Genomic DNA, 17,977 nt, shown 5'->3' on the forward strand with positions numbered 1-17,977 from the left:
CATGTGTCGGCGGTTCGATTCCGTCTCGCGCCATTTTATTAATATGATTTTGGAAGGGTAGCGAAGAGGCTAAACGCGGCGGACTGTAAATCCGCTCCTTCGGGTTCGGGGGTTCGAATCCCTCCCCTTCCATAAACCTTTACGGGCATAGTTTAAAGGTAGAACTAAGGTCTCCAAAACCTTCAGTGTGGGTTCAATTCCTACTGCCCGTGTTTGATAATATGGCGGGTGTGGTGAAGTGGTTAACACACCAGATTGTGGCTCTGGCATGCGTGGGTTCGATCCCCATCACTCGCCTATTTATTAATATTGGGGTATAGCCAAGCGGTAAGGCAAGGGACTTTGACTCCCTCATGCGTTGGTTCGAATCCAGCTACCCCAGTTAAACTTGAGCCGGCGTGGCGGAATTGGCAGACGCGCTGGACTCAAAATCCAGTGTCCTCACGGACGTGCCGGTTCGACCCCGGCCGCCGGTATAGCTTAAGTTTACTAAAGAGATAAGGTTTTTGGACCTTGTCTTTTTTTTTTATTTTGGTTTTTTTAACTTTGTATTCTTTTAAATTTCTTATACTTTAAAACTTATCTATTTAATCTGTCAATTTTTTATTATTTAGATATATGTGTTAGTGGAAATTTGTAGTTCCATTTATAGAGGCGTAATTTATTCTTTCAAGATAGTTATTTGTTTCTTGATTTAATATTAGTGTATCGTTTGTATCCCAGAGATCATTATTTCTTTTTTTTTAGAATCATTAGATGAGGTTAGTATTTGAAAAATAAAAATGAGTTACTAATAAGAAGCTAGATGCTGAAAAAGGCCTTTTTTTGTAAAAAAACAAATGTTCTAAAAGTCTATTAAATCAACATGCTGCTACTTAGCAAGAATAGGGCTTGAAATCTATTGTCTTCATGGATGTGCCTCCGCCGTCAGTATAGCTTAAGTTTATTGGACTTTTTAACTCTTTTTTATTGTGTTTACTTTGTTGATTTTAAAGTAAATGATTTAGTTTGTATTAATTTTTTGATTCTAGTTTAACTTTTTATTTGATTCTTTTTTTAATTGTGTTATAATTAACCAGTGAAACATTAACCGGTTAAGTAAAAAGGGGAGGAAAATCATGTCACAGTTAGCTCATAAAATTGATTCTTTTTTAAATGAGATTATATTAAAGGCTGAGAACCAACATGAGATTTTAGTTGGTTCATGTACTAGTAATGTATCTTTAACGAATACGCAAGAACATATTTTGATGTTGTTAGCTGAAGAGATGTTGACCAATTCTGATTTAGCTAAAAAATTGAATGTAAGTCAGGCCGCTGTGACCAAGGCTGTTAAGTCATTAATAAATCAAGGGATGTTGGAGACTTTTAAAGATAAGAAGGATGCTAGAGTAACTTTTTATCGCTTAACTGAATTAGCACAGCCAATTGCTGATGAACATGAGCATCACCATGCTCATACCTTGGAAACTTATCAAAGTTTATTGGATAAATTTTCTCAAGATGAACAGCAAGCGATTGAAAAATTTTTGGAGGCCTTAGTGGGAGAAATTGGGAAATGAGATATATAACAGTGGAAAATTTATCTTTCTACTATGATAAAGAACCTGTTCTAGAGCATATTCATTATTTTTTGGATAGTGGAGAGTTTGTTACTCTGACAGGGGAGAATGGTGCTGCTAAGACGACACTTATCAAGGCTAGTTTGGGAATTTTACGACCTAAGAATGGGGAGGTTAAGATTTCTAAGACAAATACTCAAGGAAAGAAACTGCGGATTGCTTATCTACCTCAGCAGATTGCTAGTTTTAATGCTGGTTTTCCTAGTACGGTATATGAATTTGTCAAGTCAGGTCGTTATCCGCGTAAAGGCTGGTTTCGTCATTTGAATGAGCACGATGAGGAACACATCAAGGTAAGTCTTGAATCTGTAGGGATGTGGGAACATCGGGACAAGCGGATTGGTTCTCTTTCTGGCGGGCAAAAGCAGAGGGCTGTGATTGCTCGGATGTTTGCTTCAGACCCAGATATATTTGTCCTAGATGAGCCGACAACAGGGATGGATGCAGGCAGTAAGGATGAATTTTACAAGCTCATGCATCATAGTGCTCATAAGCATGGAAAAGCAGTTCTGATGATCACACACGATCCGGAAGAAGTCAAAAAGTATGCCGACCGTAATATTCATCTGGTTCGTAATCAGGACTCGCCTTGGCGCTGTTTCAATGTGCATGAAAGCGACAATGGACAGGAGGTGAGCCATGCTTAATCTATTTTCCTATGATTTTATGCAACGAGCCTTTTTGGCGGTTATTGCCATGAGTCTCTTCTCGCCGATTCTGGGGACTTTCCTGATTTTACGTCGGCAGAGTCTTATGAGTGATACGCTCAGTCACGTTTCACTGGCAGGTGTTGCTTTTGGCTTAGTTCTTGGTTTGTCACCAACTTTGACAACGGTGATTGTGGTCATGATAGCGGCAGTATTTTTAGAGTACTTGCGGACTATCTATAAGAATTTTATGGAAATCGGGACGGCTATTCTCATGTCTACGGGCTTAGCTATTTCTCTGATTGTTATGAGCAAAGGGAAGAGTTCTAGTTCCATGAGTCTGGATCAGTATCTATTTGGTTCCATTGTGACTATTAGTATGGAGCAGGTGATTTCTCTCTTTGTCATTGTTGCTGTGGTGCTCGTCTTGACCTTCCTCTTCATTCGTCCCATGTACATCTTGACCTTTGATGAGGATACGGCCTTTGTGGATGGACTTCCGGTGCGGACCATGTCTATTCTCTTCAATATCGTGACGGGTGTTGCAATAGCCCTCATGATTCCGGCTGCGGGAGCTTTGCTGGTTTCGACCATTATGGTCTTGCCGGCCAGTATTGCTCTGCGGATTGGGAAAAACTTTAAATCGGTTATTTTGCTAGCAAATATCATCGGTTTCTTTGGTATGATTGCTGGTCTGTATATTTCTTACTATGCAGAGACGCCAGCAAGCGCTAGTATTACAATTATTTTCGTTAGTCTGTTTTTAGTGGTCAATTTGATCAAAAAATTTGTGAAATAGGAGAAAAAAATGAAGAAAATTAGCTTACTATTAGTTGGTTTACTGAGTGTATTCTTGGTGGCTTGTTCCAATCAGAAAAAAGCGGATGGCAAGTTGAACATTGTCACGACTTTTTATCCCGTTTATGAGTTTACCAAGCAGGTGGCTGGAGATGAAGCCAACGTTGATCTTCTAATTGGTGCTGGAACAGAGCCACATGATTATGAACCTTCTGCAAAGGCGGTTGCGACGATTCAGGACGCGGATGCTTTTGTTTATGAAAATGAAAATATGGAGACTTGGGTTCCAGATTTGCTAAAAACATTGAAAAATAAGAAGGAAACAGTAATCAAGGCGACTGGAAAAATGCTCTTACTTCCTGGAGGAGAAGAGGAGGAAGACCATGAACATGGCGAAGAGGGACACCATCATGACTATGATCCCCATGTTTGGCTGTCTCCAAAGCGGGCCATTCAAATGGTGGAGCACATCCGTGATAGCTTGAGCAAAGCTTATCCTGAAAAGAAAGCTGCTTTTGAGAAAAATGCTGCAGCTTATATCAAGAAGCTGGAAGCCTTGGATAAGGAATTCGAAGCTGGCTTGGCTAACGCCAAACAAAAGAGCTTTGTTACTCAACACGCTGCCTTTAACTATCTGGCATTGGACTATGGCTTGAAGCAGGTTCCAATTTCTGGACTTTCACCAGACAGTGAGCCATCGGCTTCACGCTTGGCTGAATTGACCGAGTATATCAAGAAAAATAAAATCAAGTATATCTACTTTGAAGAAAATGCTTCTCAGGCATTGGCTTCCACTTTGGCTAAGGAAACAGGGGTAGAGCTTGATGTCTTGAATCCATTGGAAAGCTTGACTGAAGAACAGACCAAGGATGGGGCAAACTATATTTCAATCATGCAGGCTAATCTAAAAGCTCTTAAGAAAACGACAGACCAAGAGGGGGCAGAGATTGCGGCTGAGAAAGAAGAAGATACTAAGACTGTTCAAAATGGCTACTTTGAAGACAGTGCCGTCAAGGATCGGACCTTGTCTGACTATGCTGGTGAGTGGCAGTCTGTATACCCTTATCTGAAGGATGGTACCTTGGACCAAGTCTTTGACTACAAGGCTAAGCTGACTGGGAAAATGACAGCAGCTGAATACAAGGACTACTATGATAAAGGCTACAAGACAGATGTTTCCAATATCAATATCACAGATAAAACTATGGAATTTGTGGTAGATGGAAAATCCAAGAAATATACTTATAAATACGTTGGTAAGCATACTCTGACTTACTCTAAGGGAAATCGTGGAGTACGATTTATGTTTGAAGCGACAGATAAAGATGCTGGTCAATACAAGTATGTTCAGTTTAGCGACCACAACATTGCACCAACTAAGGCGGCTCATTTCCATATCTTCTATGGCGGTGAGAGTCAGGAAGCACTCTTTGACGAGCTGGAAAACTGGCCAACCTACTATCCAAGTAAATTGACCGGTCAAGAAATTGCCCAAGAGATGTTGACGCATTAATATGGACAAACTTGAGAAGACGGGATTATCCCGCCTTCTTTTTTGTATATCGGAAAATGACGATAAAAATACTTGACAAATTACGATTACAAATGTAAACTAATAAAGTATTGAATTACAAATGTAAATAATAAGGAAGTGTTAAACAATGGAACAGCAAAATATTAGCCAAGCAGAATGGCAAGTTATGCGCGTGTTATGGGCGTATCCGCATAGCCGTAGCACAGAGATTATAGCGCGTTTGGAGGCAGACTTCTCATGGAAGCCGGCAACTATCAAAACACTTTTGAATCGTCTCAAAACCAAAGAATTTATAGCTATGGAAAAAATAGAGGGTAAGTTCTACTATGATGCTCGTATTTTAGAATCAGATCATCTGGAAAGTACTTTGCAGGCTCTCTTTGATAATATCTGTAACACCAAGCATGGAGAGCTTTTAATTTCGATGATTGAGAGAAGTCAGTTCAGCCAAGGAGATTTGCAACTGCTTAGTCAGGCCATTGATAAGAAAAGGGCTTCAGCCCCACTAGAAATTGAATGCCATTGTCCGCAAGGTCAGTGTCGCTGTGGTCGTAGATAAGGAGATTATGATGGAGAAAAAAGAATACAAGCTATCAGGAATGACCTGTGCATCTTGCGCTATGACAGTTGAGATGGCGGTCAAGGATTTAGAAACGGTCGAGGATGTTAATGTCAATCTAGCCACAGAACGTCTCAGTTTAGTCCCTAAGGCGGGATTTGATAGTCAGCAAGTGCTAGATGCGGTAGCTGAGGCCGGTTATCAGGCAGAAGAAAAAGGCATAGCCAAACCGTCTGACGTAAACGAAGAGGCTGTAGCTAGAGTGCAAATTTTACGAAGAAAGAAACAAGAACTACTGATTCTTTTGATTACCGCTTTGCCCTTGCTTTATATCTCTATGGGTAGTATGGTCGGCCTTCCTCAGCCTAGCTTCTTGGACCATATGAAGCATCCCTTGCTCTTCGTCCTTTCTCAACTACTTTTAACGTTGCCTGCTGTGTGGATCGGTCGTGGTTTTTATCAGAGAGGATTTCGTAATCTTATCAAGCGACATCCCAATATGGATAGTTTAATTGCGGTGGGGACTAGCGCAGCATTTTTCTACAGTCTCTACTCGGTTAGTCAGGTTTTTCTAGGTCATCATCCCTTTGTTCATCAGCTCTATTTTGAGTCTGTAGCAGTGATTATTACCTTGGTTCTTCTGGGCAAATATCTGGAGAGTTCAGCTAAGGGGAGAACGTCTCAGGCGATTCAATCTCTGCTTGAGTTAGTGCCTAGTCAGGCGACAGTGATTCGTTATGGTGAGGCTGTGACCATTGATACAGAGGATATCCGAGTTGGAGACATTATCCGTATCAAACCAGGAGAGCGTATGCCGGTAGATGGCCTTGTGACAGACGGGCAGACCTTTGTGGATGAGTCCATGATGACTGGTGAAAGTGTCCCGATTGAAAAGAAGGTCGGCGACACTATTACTAGTGCAACGATCAATCAAAATGGTAGTATTGACTATCAAGCAACTAGGGTGGGTTCGGATACGACCTTAGCCCAGATTGTTAGATTGGTGGAGGAAGCGCAGGGGTCTAAGGCGCCGATAGCGGCTTTGGCCGATAAGATTTCGCTTTATTTTGTCCCAATAGTGCTGAGCTTGGCTACTTTGTCTGCGCTTTGCTGGTATTTTCTAGCTAGTGAGAGTCTTAGCTTTTCTCTATCAATCTTTATCGCAGTTCTGGTCATTGCCTGCCCTTGTGCGCTGGGGTTAGCCACTCCGACAGCCATCATGGTCGGGACTGGTAAAGGGGCTGAAAATGGCATTCTGATTAAGTCTGGACAAGCTTTGGAAGCGGCCTATCAGCTGGACACCATAGTTCTTGATAAGACTGGGACGATTACGGTTGGTAAGCCTAGTCTGACAGATCTGCTACCCTTGGGCGATTTGAATAGGTCTGACTTGTTGCAGCTAATAGCTAGTGCTGAGCAGCATTCTGAACATCCTTTGGCTCAGGCTATCTTAGAAGCTGCTAAAGAGGAGGGACTTGACTTGCTGCCTGTCAGTCATTTTGAGGCTATGGTTGGACGAGGCTTGGCAGCTCAGGTCGAGGGCAGACGTCTTCTGGTTGGAAATGAGTCTTTGATGAAAGAAAAGAACATTGACAGCAGTGCTTTTCAAGAACAGTTGTTGGAGCTTTCCCAAGAAGGAAAGACAGCTATGTTTGTCGCAATAGATGGACAGCTGGCTGGTATTCTAGCGGTAGCAGATGAAATGAAGTCCAGCAGCCTGTCGGCGGTGAGTGAACTCCAGTCTATGGGGCTGGAAGTTATCATGCTGACAGGAGATCGTGAAGAAACAGCGAAAGCTATTGCCCAGAAAGCTGGCATCCAAAAAGTTATCGCAGGTGTATTGCCAGATGGTAAGGCCACTGCTATCAAGGACTTGCAGGAAGCTGATAAAAAACTGGCCATGGTCGGAGACGGTATCAATGACGCACCAGCTCTGGTCCAGGCAGATGTGGGAATTGCCATCGGTTCAGGCGCCGATGTGGCTATTGAGTCTGCAGATGTAGTGCTCATGCATAGTGATTTGCAGGATGTGGTCAAGGCCATCAAGCTTAGCCAGGCGACCATTCGTAATATCAAGGAAAATCTCTTCTGGGCCTTTGCCTACAATACACTAGGCATCCCGATTGCAATGGGCCTATTGCATCTTTTTGGCGGTCCCTTGCTCAATCCGATGCTGGCTGGTCTGGCCATGAGCTTGAGCTCAGTATCAGTTGTCGTCAATGCTCTGCGTCTAGGACGCTTTAAAATGAACTAAATATACGGAGGAATGAATCTATGAAACAAACAGTCCAATTAGAAAACTTATCTTGTCAAAATTGTGTCAAACACGTCACCCAGCACTTCCTATCTATGGAGGGGGTGTCAGATGTGGTTGTGGACTTAGAAAAACAGACCGCTCAAGTGACAACGGATAAACTTTATAGTGTATCTGACTATGAAGCGGCTTTAGCTAAAACGATTTATAAGGTCTTATCAGTTGATTAATGCTTAATTTAAGATAAGATCTCACTTCCTTTTGAACCTGTTTGGTCTTTCATTGTAATATTTTGTAAAACATCTTGACTTAATGTTACAATTCTATTACAATGAAATAAAGAACCAGTTAAGGGGAGGAAATTATATGAGTAAGAAGCTACTTATTGGCTTAATCACAGCATTGTTTATCGTTATAGCAGTCGTGTTTATTTATTTTAAATTTTTTACCATTTCTGAAAATAAACCTTCCTCAACAACTTCACAGTCCAGAATTAGCACAAGTCAGTCTAGCCAAAGCTCAACCAAGAAGGAATCAAGTGAGGATTCTAGTAGCGTAACGACTAATTCGACCTCAGAGAAACCTTCAAATGAGACTGGAAAACCGAGTGACCAAGCAGAAGGTAAGGAGCAAATAAAGGCTCGTTCAACTGTATTTGATTTTAATGCGATGACTCATGGGAATTTTACAAGCGTAAAAGGGACATGGAAGAATGCTGAAGGTCAGACAATTACCTTTGATGAGAAGGGTATAGTGGCTGATGAAACTAGCATTTCTTCTTTCAACTATGATGCTGCAGGCAATTTGATCGTAAATGTTCAAACGGGATTAACGGGTTATTCAATCTGGTTTGTGATGAAGGGAAATGCCATTGTACCAGAAGGAGATGCTTCTGATACAAATCGTGATAGAATTTTTGCAGGCCAAGGAATGCCAGAAGATATCGCAAGTGCAGCTTACTATCGGGTTGATCAATAAGGGCGGTTGCTAAATCAATAGAAAAAAGATACAATAAGTCCTATACTAGAAAATAGAAAAGGGCTTTTTTTAAGCCTGACAATGAGGAAAAATATGAAAAAAAGAATATTGTTAATGACTATTTTAATAGCTTTAGGAGGAGGACTAGTCTTGTCAGGATGTTCTGGAAAAGGAGAAACAAAAGAGAGCTCAGCTTCTTCAAGTCAAATGGCATCTTCGAAGAGTTCAGCAACTTCGGCCAGCTCTGAATCCAGTAAGACTTCAGAAAGTTCTACAAGCCCTAGTCAGGAAGCGGATAAAAAAATGAACATTAGTGAATTGGCTGATGGAAATTTTGCAAGCATTCAAGGCACATGGCAAAATGATAAAGGGGAACAACTTGTATTTGATGAAAACGGTCTAGTTTCAGCTGAATATGAATTTGGTGGTGCTTCCTTAACCGACTACGGAACAGCAGCTGGCGGTGTATATGGTGGCCAAACAGGAGGTTTCTTGCTAGAATTTATTCCAAGTGGTGTCAAGCTTGCTGATACAGAAAACTTTAAAGATAGCTCTGATATTAGTCGTGACCGCCTTTGGACTGGGGTTGGTATCCAGTCCTTTGGTGAACAAGGTAGTTTTTACTATCGTATTAAATAAGAGAAGATTTTAAAAAGACAAGCATTTAAAGCTTGCCTTTTTTGCTTTTTCCAATCAGAATGGTAGCAGAAATGGTAATTTCTGTGAGATCAGACCAATCAATTTCTTCCTGTTTAATATGAAAGAGGAGGGGGGTCATGCCAATGAGAGCTTCCTTTTGGATTTCATTGATTGGATAGGTGACAGTAACCTCTTTTTGTTCAAGAATTTCAAATGAAGTCTTAAAATGGTCTAGTATATCCTGGTTAGAATAATCTTGCTTTTGCAGCTGCCCGGCAACCTTTTTGCGGATTTCCTGAACATGTTGACTGGTAGGAATGACCTTGATCAGGAGTCCTTGTTTAGTCAATACACGTTGGAATTCCTGGTAGTTTGCAGGAGAAAAAATATCTAAAATAAGATCAATACTATGATTCTTGATAGGAAGTTTGGCCAAATCTCCCACAAACCAATTGATAGAAAGGCTAGTATCAGTTTTGCTGGCTAGTTGGATGGAGTCTTTGGAAATATCAAAAGCATAAAAATCTTTGTCTGGGAATACTTTTTGCAATTCCAGACTATAGTATCCTTGGCCACAACCAACATCTAAAATAGTTTTAGTATCAGGTGATTGTTGCAAAAAAACTTCAATTTCCTGTAAAATATGTTGGTAAAAGCCGGCCTCTAAGATGATTTGGCGCTGAATAAAGTTGTCTTTATCATAGTCTTTTGATTGTCTTATCTGGGGTGCTAAGTTTACGTAACCGTATTTTGCAATGTCAAAAGAATGTCTGTTTGTGCAGACTAGGCTATGGTCCTGAAATTTGAGTGCTTCCTTACATAGAGGACAAGCAAAAGTTGAGGCTCTAGCAAATCGAGCGATTTTTGGTTTCATGAGTCGTTTCTTTCTGTGAAAATAGAAGATCTTGTTGAAGAAGATATGGAAAAGGAAACCCGTCTGTCTTTCGAGTTTCCTTTAGGTTTAATAAGTCAAGACAAAGTATTTTTTCTTACCACGGCGGATAACGGTCAATTCATTTTCTAATTTGTCTGCATCGCTCAGAGTATAGTCGAGGTCTTGGATGCGGTCTCCATTGATGTAGATAGCTCCGTTTTGGACATCTTCACGCGCCTGACGTTTGGAATTAACAACTCCAGCTGTAACAAGTAAATCAACAATGTTGAGGTTGTCTTCTGCTTGGACTTGATAATTTGGAACACCACGGAGTCCTTGTTTCAGCTCTTTAACAGAAAGGTTCTTAATATTTCCTGCAAATAGCTGTTCTGTAATATTTAAGGCTTCTTGGTAAGCTTTTTCGCCATGAACTAGAGTGACCACTTCACGTGCTAAGATTTTCTGAGCCAAACGTTCATGTGGTGCTGCCTCAAACTGCTTGCGGATCTCTTCAATTTCATCTAAGCTTAGGAAGGTGAAAATTTTAAGGAAACGAACGGCATCATCGTCCATGACATTCATCCAGAATTGGTACATTTCATATGGGCTTGTCTTGTCAGCGTTCAGCCAAACAGCATTTCCTTCTGATTTACCAAATTTCTTACCGCTAGCATCGGTGATAAGAGGAACAGTAATGACATGTCCAGTCTTGTCAGCTTTACGACGCAAGAGTTCTGTTCCAGCAGTCATATTTCCCCACTGATCAGAACCTCCGATTTGTAAAGTCACACCATGTTTTTGATTTAAGATGAAAAAGTCGTATCCTTGCATGATTTGGTAGGCAAATTCAGTATATGAAATCCCTGTTTCAATCCGTTTTTTAACAGATTCTTTACTCATCATGTAGTTGACTGTGAAGTATTTTCCAATGTCACGTAGGAAATCGATAAAACTGATATCTGAAAACCAGTCGTAGTTATTAACCATTTCAGCTTTGTTCTGACCGTTTTCAAAGTCAAGCAAGCCTGCAAGCTGCCCTTGGATACTTTTAACCCAGCCTTCTACGGTTTCTTTGGTTTGTAAACTGCGTTCAGCATCCTTAAAAGATGGGTCGCCAATAAGACCAGTTGCTCCTCCAACTAAGGCGTAAGGTTTGTGTCCAGCCAACTGTAGGCGACGGCTTGTTAAGATGGCTACAAGGTGACCAAGGTGCAGGCTGTCTGCTGTTGGGTCATATCCAGTATAATAAGAGACTTGACCTTCTTCTAGTTCTTGGCGCAGGGCTTCTTCATCAGTAGTTTGAAAAATCAACCCACGTTCTTTGAGCTCATCAAAAATGTGCATGTCTGTCTCTCCTTTTCAAAGTTTTAAATTCATTCTCCCATTGTATCACAAACCAGGAAAAGAGTGTAATAAAATTGCAAAAAAACTAGTAAAAAATCTCCCCAAGCTCTTGTAAATCGCGCTGTTCTTGTCATATGGACGAAGATTTTGATATAATAGGCAATACGAGGATATAATATGTTGGAACAAAAAGTAAAAAAGTTTCTTGAAATTTTAAAACCATTTATTAAAAAAATTCAGATCCTATGGAAAAAAGTGGCTGAAAAATCTCGCATTTTCTTTGGGAAAATTGGGAAGTGGCTGGAGTCTAAGCTGCAAACTGATGGAGAACCTTGGTCCCCTATGGATATTGGGGCTACTGTCTTGCGAACAATCAAGCTTCTTTCGAATACCCTGTTCGTCCTTCTGTTTCTGGGATTTTTATTTGGTGCGGGAATCGCGACAGGCTATGCCTTAAATTTATTTAATAATGTAGCAGTTCCGGAAAAAGATACTTTGATTCAGAAAGTTCAAGATATATCAGCTATTTCAGAATTAACGTATGCTGATGGTAGCCTGATTTCGACAATAGATAGTGACTTGATAAGGGTTACGGTGGATAGCTCGGCGATTTCTGAAAATGTTAAGAAGGCTGTAATTGCAACAGAAGATGAGAACTTCATGAGCCATAAGGGAGTCGTTCCTAAGGCTGTTTTACGGGCCACTCTGGGGTCAGTAGTTGGAATTGGTTCTGCTAGTGGTGGTTCCACTATTACGCAGCAGGTTATCAAACAGCAAGTTGTTGGAGATGCTCCTACCTTTAATCGTAAAGCAACAGAAATCATTGACTCCTTAGCATTAGAGCGCTATATGAGTAAGGATGAAATACTGACAACCTATCTCAATGTATCACCTTTTGGTAGAAATAATAAAGGCCAAAATATAGCTGGTGTTGAAGAGGCTGCTAAGGGAATTTTTGGTGTTAGCGCAAGTAAATTAACAGTGCCTCAAGCAGCTTTTATTGCGGGATTGCCTCAAAGTCCAATTGTATACTCTCCCTACACGGCAAAGGGGACTTTGAAAGATTCAAAGGACATGGCCTATGGTTTGGAGAGGGCTAAGGACGTTCTTTATAATATGTACCGGACAGGTGCTTTAAGCCAAGATGAGTACAATCTTTATAAAGATTATGATTTGACCAAAGATTTTTTACCTGCTGGAAATGTTGAAACGGCATCACGTGGCTATCTATATTATCAAGCCAAGTCTGAAGCTGAGGATGCCATGTATCAGTATCTCATCAAGAGAGATAATGTTTCCCAGCAAGATCTGAAAAATACAGCCACTGTTAAGGCTTATAAGGAATTAGCAGCAAAAGAACTAAGTGAAGGTGGCTATACCGTTAAAACCACAATTAATAAGGCAGTTCATAACGCCATGCAAAATGCCGTTGCTGCATATGGTGGAATCCTAGATGATGGAACTGGACAGGTTCAAGTTGGGAATGTTCTTTTAAATAACCAGACCGGTGCTATCCTAGGGTTTATCGGTGGGAGGAATTATGCCGAGAATCAAAATAATCACGCTTTTGATACGGAGCGTTCACCTGGTTCGACCATCAAGCCGATTTTAGCCTACGGGATTGCAATTGACCAGGGGCTGATGGGAAGTGCAAGTGTCCTATCTAATTATCCGACAACCTTCTCAAGCGGAGACCCTATCATGCATGCGGACAGTCGAGGGACGGGTATGATGGATTTGCAAGAAGCCCTGAATACTTCTTGGAATATTCCTGCCTACTGGACCTATAAGCTCCTGCGTGAGAAAGGAGTCAATGTCAAAGGCTACATGGATAAAATGGGCTATTCAATTCCTGACTATACAATTGAGAGTCTGCCATTGGGAGGAGGGATTGAAGTCTCTGTTGCCCAGCATACCAATGGTTTCCAGGCGCTAGCTAATAATGGGACTTATCAGAAGCGCTATATGATTGAAAAGATCAGTGATAGATCAGGTAAAGTTATTTATGAACATAAGGCTAGTCCAGTCCAGGTCTATACACCAGCGACAGCGACTATTATGCAAAGCTTAATGCGAGGAGTCTTGGAATCTGGGTCTACAACGACTTTTAAATCACGACTAGCGCAAGTAAATGGTGGTTTGTTGAGTGCTGACTGGATTGGGAAAACAGGAACTACCAATGTCAATGGTGATATGTGGCTGATGCTTTCAACGCCAAAGGTAACTTTGGGAGGCTGGATAGGACACGATGACAATACCTCAATGGGAGCTTTGACGGGTTATAATAACAATGCAAGCTACATGGCCAATCTTGTAAATGCCATCTATCAAGCCGATCCAAACGTCTTTGGTATTAGCGATCGATTTAACCTAGATTCTAGTGTTATCAGTTCGGAAGTTTTAAAAGCTACTGGTACAAAACCTGGTCGTACGACCGTTAATGGCCGTGATATTTCGTTGGGTGGTCAAACAGTCACTAGCTACTGGGCTAAGAATGGAGCGCCAGCTCTATCTTATCGCTTTGCTATCGGTGGTACAGATAGTGATTTACAGCAGGCCTGGGCGGCACTTGCTGGCAACCAAACTTCCGACCGTAGGGTTAGAGAAGACAAAGAAAAAGAGAGCGAGACAAGAAACGAAAAAGAGGAAAAAGAAACGAGCAGTTCGAGTAAAAAACAAGAAGATTCCTCTACAGATAAAAATTCTAGTCAAAGCCAGACAAATTAAAATAAAAAGGCTTTCATAATGCCGATAATCTTGCATTTTCAGGCAAAATAAGGTACAATATTATTAATAATTTGTCGTCTGCTTTTTTGAAATATTGTCCAAAAGAGCTTACAGCAGTTAAATCAAACTTTCATAAGTCAGATTTAGCTGCTCTTTTTGTGTCTATTTTTAGGAAAAATGAATCATGTAATCATAATTTAATTTTTCTGAAAATTAAACAAGAGGGACTGATTGTAGCTGTTTTGCAGTTTGACAAAACAGAATAGAGGAATTGCCTCTGAAAAGATTTAATTGAACTCGCCCTAAAAGAGCTGGTAAGAAGTTCCTGGTTAGAAAAGATTCATTTCTTTATCAATTCAAAATCTGGAATTTCTTTAAGCTTTGTTGATGGGCTATGTATCTTACTATAAAGGAGTAAAAACTTGGCAGGACATGACGTTCAATACGGGAAACATCGTACCCGTCGTAGTTTTTCAAGAATTAAGGAAGTTCTTGATTTACCTAACTTAATTGAGATTCAAACAGATTCTTTTAAAGACTTCTTGGATCATGGTTTGAAGGAAGTTTTTGAAGATGTACTTCCAATTTCAAACTTTACCGACACTATGGAGCTGGAATTTGTTGGTTATGAAATTAGGGAACCAAAATATACGCTGGAAGAAGCACGGATTCATGATGCTAGCTACTCAGCGCCAATTTTTGTGACTTTCCGTCTGATTAACAAGGAAACTGGTGAAATCAAGACACAAGAAGTCTTCTTTGGTGATTTCCCTATTATGACTGAAATGGGAACCTTCATCATCAATGGTGGTGAGCGGATTATCGTATCTCAGTTGGTACGTTCTCCAGGTGATTACTTCAACGATAAAGTCGATAAAAACGGGAAAATCGGCTATGGATCAACTGTTATTCCTAACCGTGGAGCATGGTTGGAGCTGGAAACAGATTCAAAAGACATTGCCTATACTCGTATTGACCGGACGCGTAAAATTCCATTTACGACTTTGGTTCGTGCGCTTGGTTTCTCAGGTGATGATGAAATCTTTGACATTTTTGGTGATAGCGACTTAGTGCGCAATACTATCGAAAAAGATATTCACAAAAATCCTATGGATTCCCGTACAGATGAAGCTCTGAAAGAAATCTATGAGCGTCTCCGTCCAGGTGAACCTAAAACTGCTGAGAGTTCTCGTTCACTTCTTGTAGCTCGCTTCTTTGATCCACATCGTTATGACTTGGCAGCTGTTGGACGTTACAAGATTAATAAGAAGCTCAACATCAAGACTCGTTTGCTGAACCAAACAATTGCTGAGCCTCTTGTGGATGCTGAAACAGGTGAAATCCTTGTTGAAGCGGGAACTCTTATGACTCGCAGTGTGATTGACAGTATTGCAGAGCAGTTGGACAATGGTTTGAACAAAATCACATATATTCCAAATGATTCAGCTGTTTTGACAGAGCCTGTAGAGCTTCAAAAGTTCAAAGTTGTGGCACCAAATGACCCAGACCGTGTTGTGACCATTATTGGGAACGCGAATCCATCTGACAAGGTTCGGACTGTAACCCCTGCTGACATTTTGGCTGAGATGAGCTACTTCCTCAACTTGGCAGAAGGTATCGGTCGTGTGGACGATATTGACCATTTGGGGAACCGTCGTATTCGTGCGGTTGGTGAGCTTTTGGCTAACCAAGTTCGTCTGGGACTTTCTCGAATGGAGCGTAACGTTCGTGAACGGATGTCTGTTCAGGATAATGAAGTTCTCACACCGCAACAAATCATTAATATTCGTCCAGTAACTGCGGCAATTAAAGAATTCTTTGGTTCTTCACAGTTGTCACAGTTCATGGACCAACACAATCCGCTGTCTGAGCTTTCTCACAAGCGTCGTCTGTCTGCCTTAGGACCTGGTGGTTTGACACGTGACCGCGCTGGTTATGAAGTGCGGGACGTGCACTATACTCACTATGGTCGTATGTGTCCGATTGAAACACCTGAAGGACCAAACATCGGTTTGATCAATAACTTGTCTTCTTATGGACACCTTAACAAATATGGATTTATTCAAACGCCATACCGCAAGGTAGATCGTGAAGCTGGTGTCGTAACCAACGAAATCGTTTGGTTGACAGCTGATGAAGAAGATGAGTTTATCGTAGCTCAGGCAAACTCTAAGCTTAATGAAGAAGGTGGTTTTGCAGAGCCTATCGTTATGGGACGCCACCAAGGTAACAACCAAGAATTCCCATCAGATCAAGTAGATTACATGGATGTATCGCCTAAGCAGGTAGTTGCCGTAGCGACAGCATGTATTCCTTTCTTGGAAAATGACGACTCCAACCGTGCCCTCATGGGTGCTAACATGCAACGTCAGGCCGTGCCTTTGATTGATCCAAAAGCGCCTTATGTTGGTACTGGTATGGAATACCAAGCGGCTCACGATTCTGGTGCTGCAGTCATTGCCCAGCATGATGGTAAGGTCACTTATGCAGATGCCGATAAGGTTGAAGTTCGTCGTGAAGATGGATCACTTGATGTTTATCATATTCAAAAATTCCGTCGTTCTAACTCAGGAACTGCATACAACCAACGTACCCTTGTTAAAGTTGGCGATGTCGTAGAAAAAGGTGACTTTATCGCCGACGGACCTTCTATGGAAAATGGAGAAATGGCCTTGGGACAAAACCCAATCGTTGCCTACATGACATGGGAAGGTTACAACTTCGAGGATGCGGTTATCATGAGCGAGCGTCTGGTGAAAGACGATGTCTACACCTCAGTTCACTTGGAAGAATACGAATCAGAAACACGTGATACAAAGCTTGGGCCTGAAGAAATTACCCGCGAAATTCCAAACGTAGGGGAAGATGCCCTACGCAATTTGGATGAAATGGGTATTATCCGTATCGGAGCGGAAGTTAAAGAAGGCGACATCCTAGTCGGAAAAGTAACTCCGAAGGGTGAAAAAGACCTTTCTGCTGAAGAGCGCCTCTTGCACGCTATCTTTGGAGACAAGTCTCGTGAAGTTCGTGATACTTCGCTTCGTGTACCTCACGGTGCTGACGGTGTCGTTCGTGATGTGAAGATCTTTACCCGTGCAAATGGTGATGAGCTACAATCTGGTGTTAATATGCTGGTTCGTGTCTACATCGCTCAAAAACGTAAGATCAAGGTCGGAGATAAGATGGCCGGTCGTCACGGAAACAAAGGGGTTGTATCCCGTATCGTTCCTGTGGAAGACATGCCATACTTGCCAGATGGAACACCAGTAGATATCATGTTGAACCCACTCGGGGTACCATCTCGTATGAACATTGGTCAGGTTATGGAGCTCCACCTTGGTATGGCGGCACGTAATTTGGGTATTCACATTGCAACTCCAGTCTTTGACGGAGCTAGCTCAGATGATCTTTGGGATACTGTTCGTGAAGCTGGTATGGATAGTGATGCTAAGACCGTTCTTTATGATGGTCGTACAGGTGAGCCATTTGACAACCGTGTATCTGTCGGTGTCATGTACATGATCAAGCTCCACCACATGGTAGATGACAAACTCCACGCCCGCTCAGTAGGACCTTACTCAATGGTTACCCAACAACCACTCGGAGGTAAAGCTCAGTTTGGTGGACAACGTTTTGGTGAGATGGAAGTTTGGGCCTTGGAAGCTTACGGTGCTTCGAACGTTCTGCAAGAAATCCTGACTTACAAGTCAGATGATGTCAACGGCCGTTTGAAAGCTTATGAAGCTATCACTAAAGGTAAACCAATTCCAAAACCAGGTGTGCCAGAATCCTTCCGTGTCCTTGTTAAAGAATTGCAATCTCTTGGTCTGGACATGCGCGTTCTCGACGAAGATGATAATGAAGTAGAACTGCGCGACCTAGACGAAGGAGAAGACGATGACGTGATTCACGTTGACGATCTTGAAAAAGCGCGCGAAAAAGCAGCTCAAGAAGCGAAAGCAGCCTTTGAAGCTGAAGGAAAAGAATAAGAATTCACACTG

General features: G+C 41.6%; 13 protein-coding genes and 5 tRNA genes. 16 read left to right on the plus strand and 2 right to left on the minus strand.

What is annotated here, in order from left to right; genetic code table 11:
* Nucleotides 1–51: 51 nt before the first annotated feature.
* The 14 genes from HMPREF2780_RS10325 (at nt 52) to HMPREF2780_RS10390 (ending at nt 9,031) form a co-directional block, all read left to right on the plus strand.
* Nucleotides 52–132 (plus strand) — tRNA-Tyr (locus HMPREF2780_RS10325).
* Between the two features lie 9 nt (nt 133–141).
* Nucleotides 142–212: transfer RNA gene (locus HMPREF2780_RS10330), tRNA-Trp, on the plus strand.
* Between the two features lie 12 nt (nt 213–224).
* Nucleotides 225–297: transfer RNA gene (locus tag HMPREF2780_RS10335), tRNA-His, on the plus strand.
* 13 nt (nt 298–310) lie between these two features.
* Nucleotides 311–382: transfer RNA gene (locus tag HMPREF2780_RS10340), tRNA-Gln, on the plus strand.
* Nucleotides 383–392: 10 nt separating this feature from the next.
* Nucleotides 393–476, plus strand: a tRNA-Leu gene (locus HMPREF2780_RS10345).
* Nucleotides 477–1,118: 642 nt separating this feature from the next.
* A complete protein-coding gene (locus HMPREF2780_RS10350) occupies nt 1,119–1,562 on the plus strand; it encodes a zinc-dependent MarR family transcriptional regulator (protein ID WP_061597064.1) in 444 nt (147 codons plus the stop codon).
* Complete coding sequence (locus HMPREF2780_RS10355; RefSeq protein WP_105026572.1) at nt 1,559–2,269, plus strand: metal ABC transporter ATP-binding protein; 711 nt, start codon at nt 1,559–1,561, stop codon at nt 2,267–2,269. The genes HMPREF2780_RS10350 and HMPREF2780_RS10355 overlap by 4 nt, the downstream gene beginning before the upstream one ends.
* Nucleotides 2,262–3,068: a metal ABC transporter permease gene (locus tag HMPREF2780_RS10360; protein ID WP_105026573.1), complete on the plus strand. Its 807-nt coding sequence runs from the start codon at nt 2,262–2,264 to the stop codon at nt 3,066–3,068. The genes HMPREF2780_RS10355 and HMPREF2780_RS10360 overlap by 8 nt, the downstream gene beginning before the upstream one ends.
* 9 nt (nt 3,069–3,077) lie before the next feature.
* Nucleotides 3,078–4,580: a zinc ABC transporter substrate-binding protein AdcA gene (locus HMPREF2780_RS10365; protein ID WP_105026574.1), complete on the plus strand. Its 1,503-nt coding sequence runs from the start codon at nt 3,078–3,080 to the stop codon at nt 4,578–4,580.
* 148 nt (nt 4,581–4,728) lie between these two features.
* Nucleotides 4,729–5,160, plus strand: coding sequence for a CopY/TcrY family copper transport repressor (locus tag HMPREF2780_RS10370; RefSeq protein WP_008810077.1), 432 nt, complete (start codon nt 4,729–4,731; stop codon nt 5,158–5,160).
* Between the two features lie 7 nt (nt 5,161–5,167).
* The gene (locus HMPREF2780_RS10375) at nt 5,168–7,414 is read left to right on the plus strand and encodes a heavy metal translocating P-type ATPase (protein WP_105026575.1); all 2,247 of its coding nucleotides are present in this window, start codon (nt 5,168–5,170) and stop codon (nt 7,412–7,414) included.
* Between the two features lie 20 nt (nt 7,415–7,434).
* Nucleotides 7,435–7,644: a heavy-metal-associated domain-containing protein gene (locus HMPREF2780_RS10380; RefSeq protein WP_060553788.1), complete on the plus strand. Its 210-nt coding sequence runs from the start codon at nt 7,435–7,437 to the stop codon at nt 7,642–7,644.
* 136 nt (nt 7,645–7,780) lie between these two features.
* Nucleotides 7,781–8,392 carry a DUF6287 domain-containing protein gene (locus HMPREF2780_RS10385; protein WP_105026576.1) on the plus strand — a complete coding sequence of 204 codons (612 nt, stop codon included), beginning with the start codon at nt 7,781–7,783 and terminating at the stop codon, nt 8,390–8,392.
* Nucleotides 8,393–8,485: 93 nt separating this feature from the next.
* Nucleotides 8,486–9,031 (plus strand): DUF6287 domain-containing protein, encoded by a 546-nt coding sequence (locus HMPREF2780_RS10390; RefSeq protein ID WP_045634169.1) that lies wholly within the window; start codon nt 8,486–8,488, stop codon nt 9,029–9,031.
* Between the two features lie 25 nt (nt 9,032–9,056).
* Here the strand turns inward: HMPREF2780_RS10390 and HMPREF2780_RS10395 are convergent, their stop codons facing one another.
* A complete protein-coding gene (locus HMPREF2780_RS10395; protein WP_105026577.1) occupies nt 9,057–9,905 on the minus strand; it encodes a putative RNA methyltransferase in 849 nt (282 codons plus the stop codon).
* Between the two features lie 87 nt (nt 9,906–9,992).
* The gene (tyrS, locus tag HMPREF2780_RS10400; protein ID WP_105026578.1) at nt 9,993–11,249 is read right to left on the minus strand and encodes a tyrosine--tRNA ligase; all 1,257 of its coding nucleotides are present in this window, start codon (nt 11,247–11,249) and stop codon (nt 9,993–9,995) included.
* Between the two features lie 177 nt (nt 11,250–11,426).
* Between tyrS and pbp1b the strand changes: the two genes are divergently transcribed.
* A complete protein-coding gene (gene pbp1b / locus HMPREF2780_RS10405) occupies nt 11,427–13,976 on the plus strand; it encodes a penicillin-binding protein PBP1B (protein ID WP_199774064.1) in 2,550 nt (849 codons plus the stop codon).
* 422 nt (nt 13,977–14,398) lie between these two features.
* Nucleotides 14,399–17,965 (plus strand): DNA-directed RNA polymerase subunit beta, encoded by a 3,567-nt coding sequence (gene rpoB, locus HMPREF2780_RS10415; protein WP_105026579.1) that lies wholly within the window; start codon nt 14,399–14,401, stop codon nt 17,963–17,965.
* Nucleotides 17,966–17,977 lie beyond the last annotated feature (12 nt).

The organism is Streptococcus sp. HMSC062B01, from assembly GCF_001811085.1.
In the GTDB taxonomy this organism is placed as follows: Bacteria; Bacillota; Bacilli; order Lactobacillales; family Streptococcaceae; genus Streptococcus; species Streptococcus gordonii.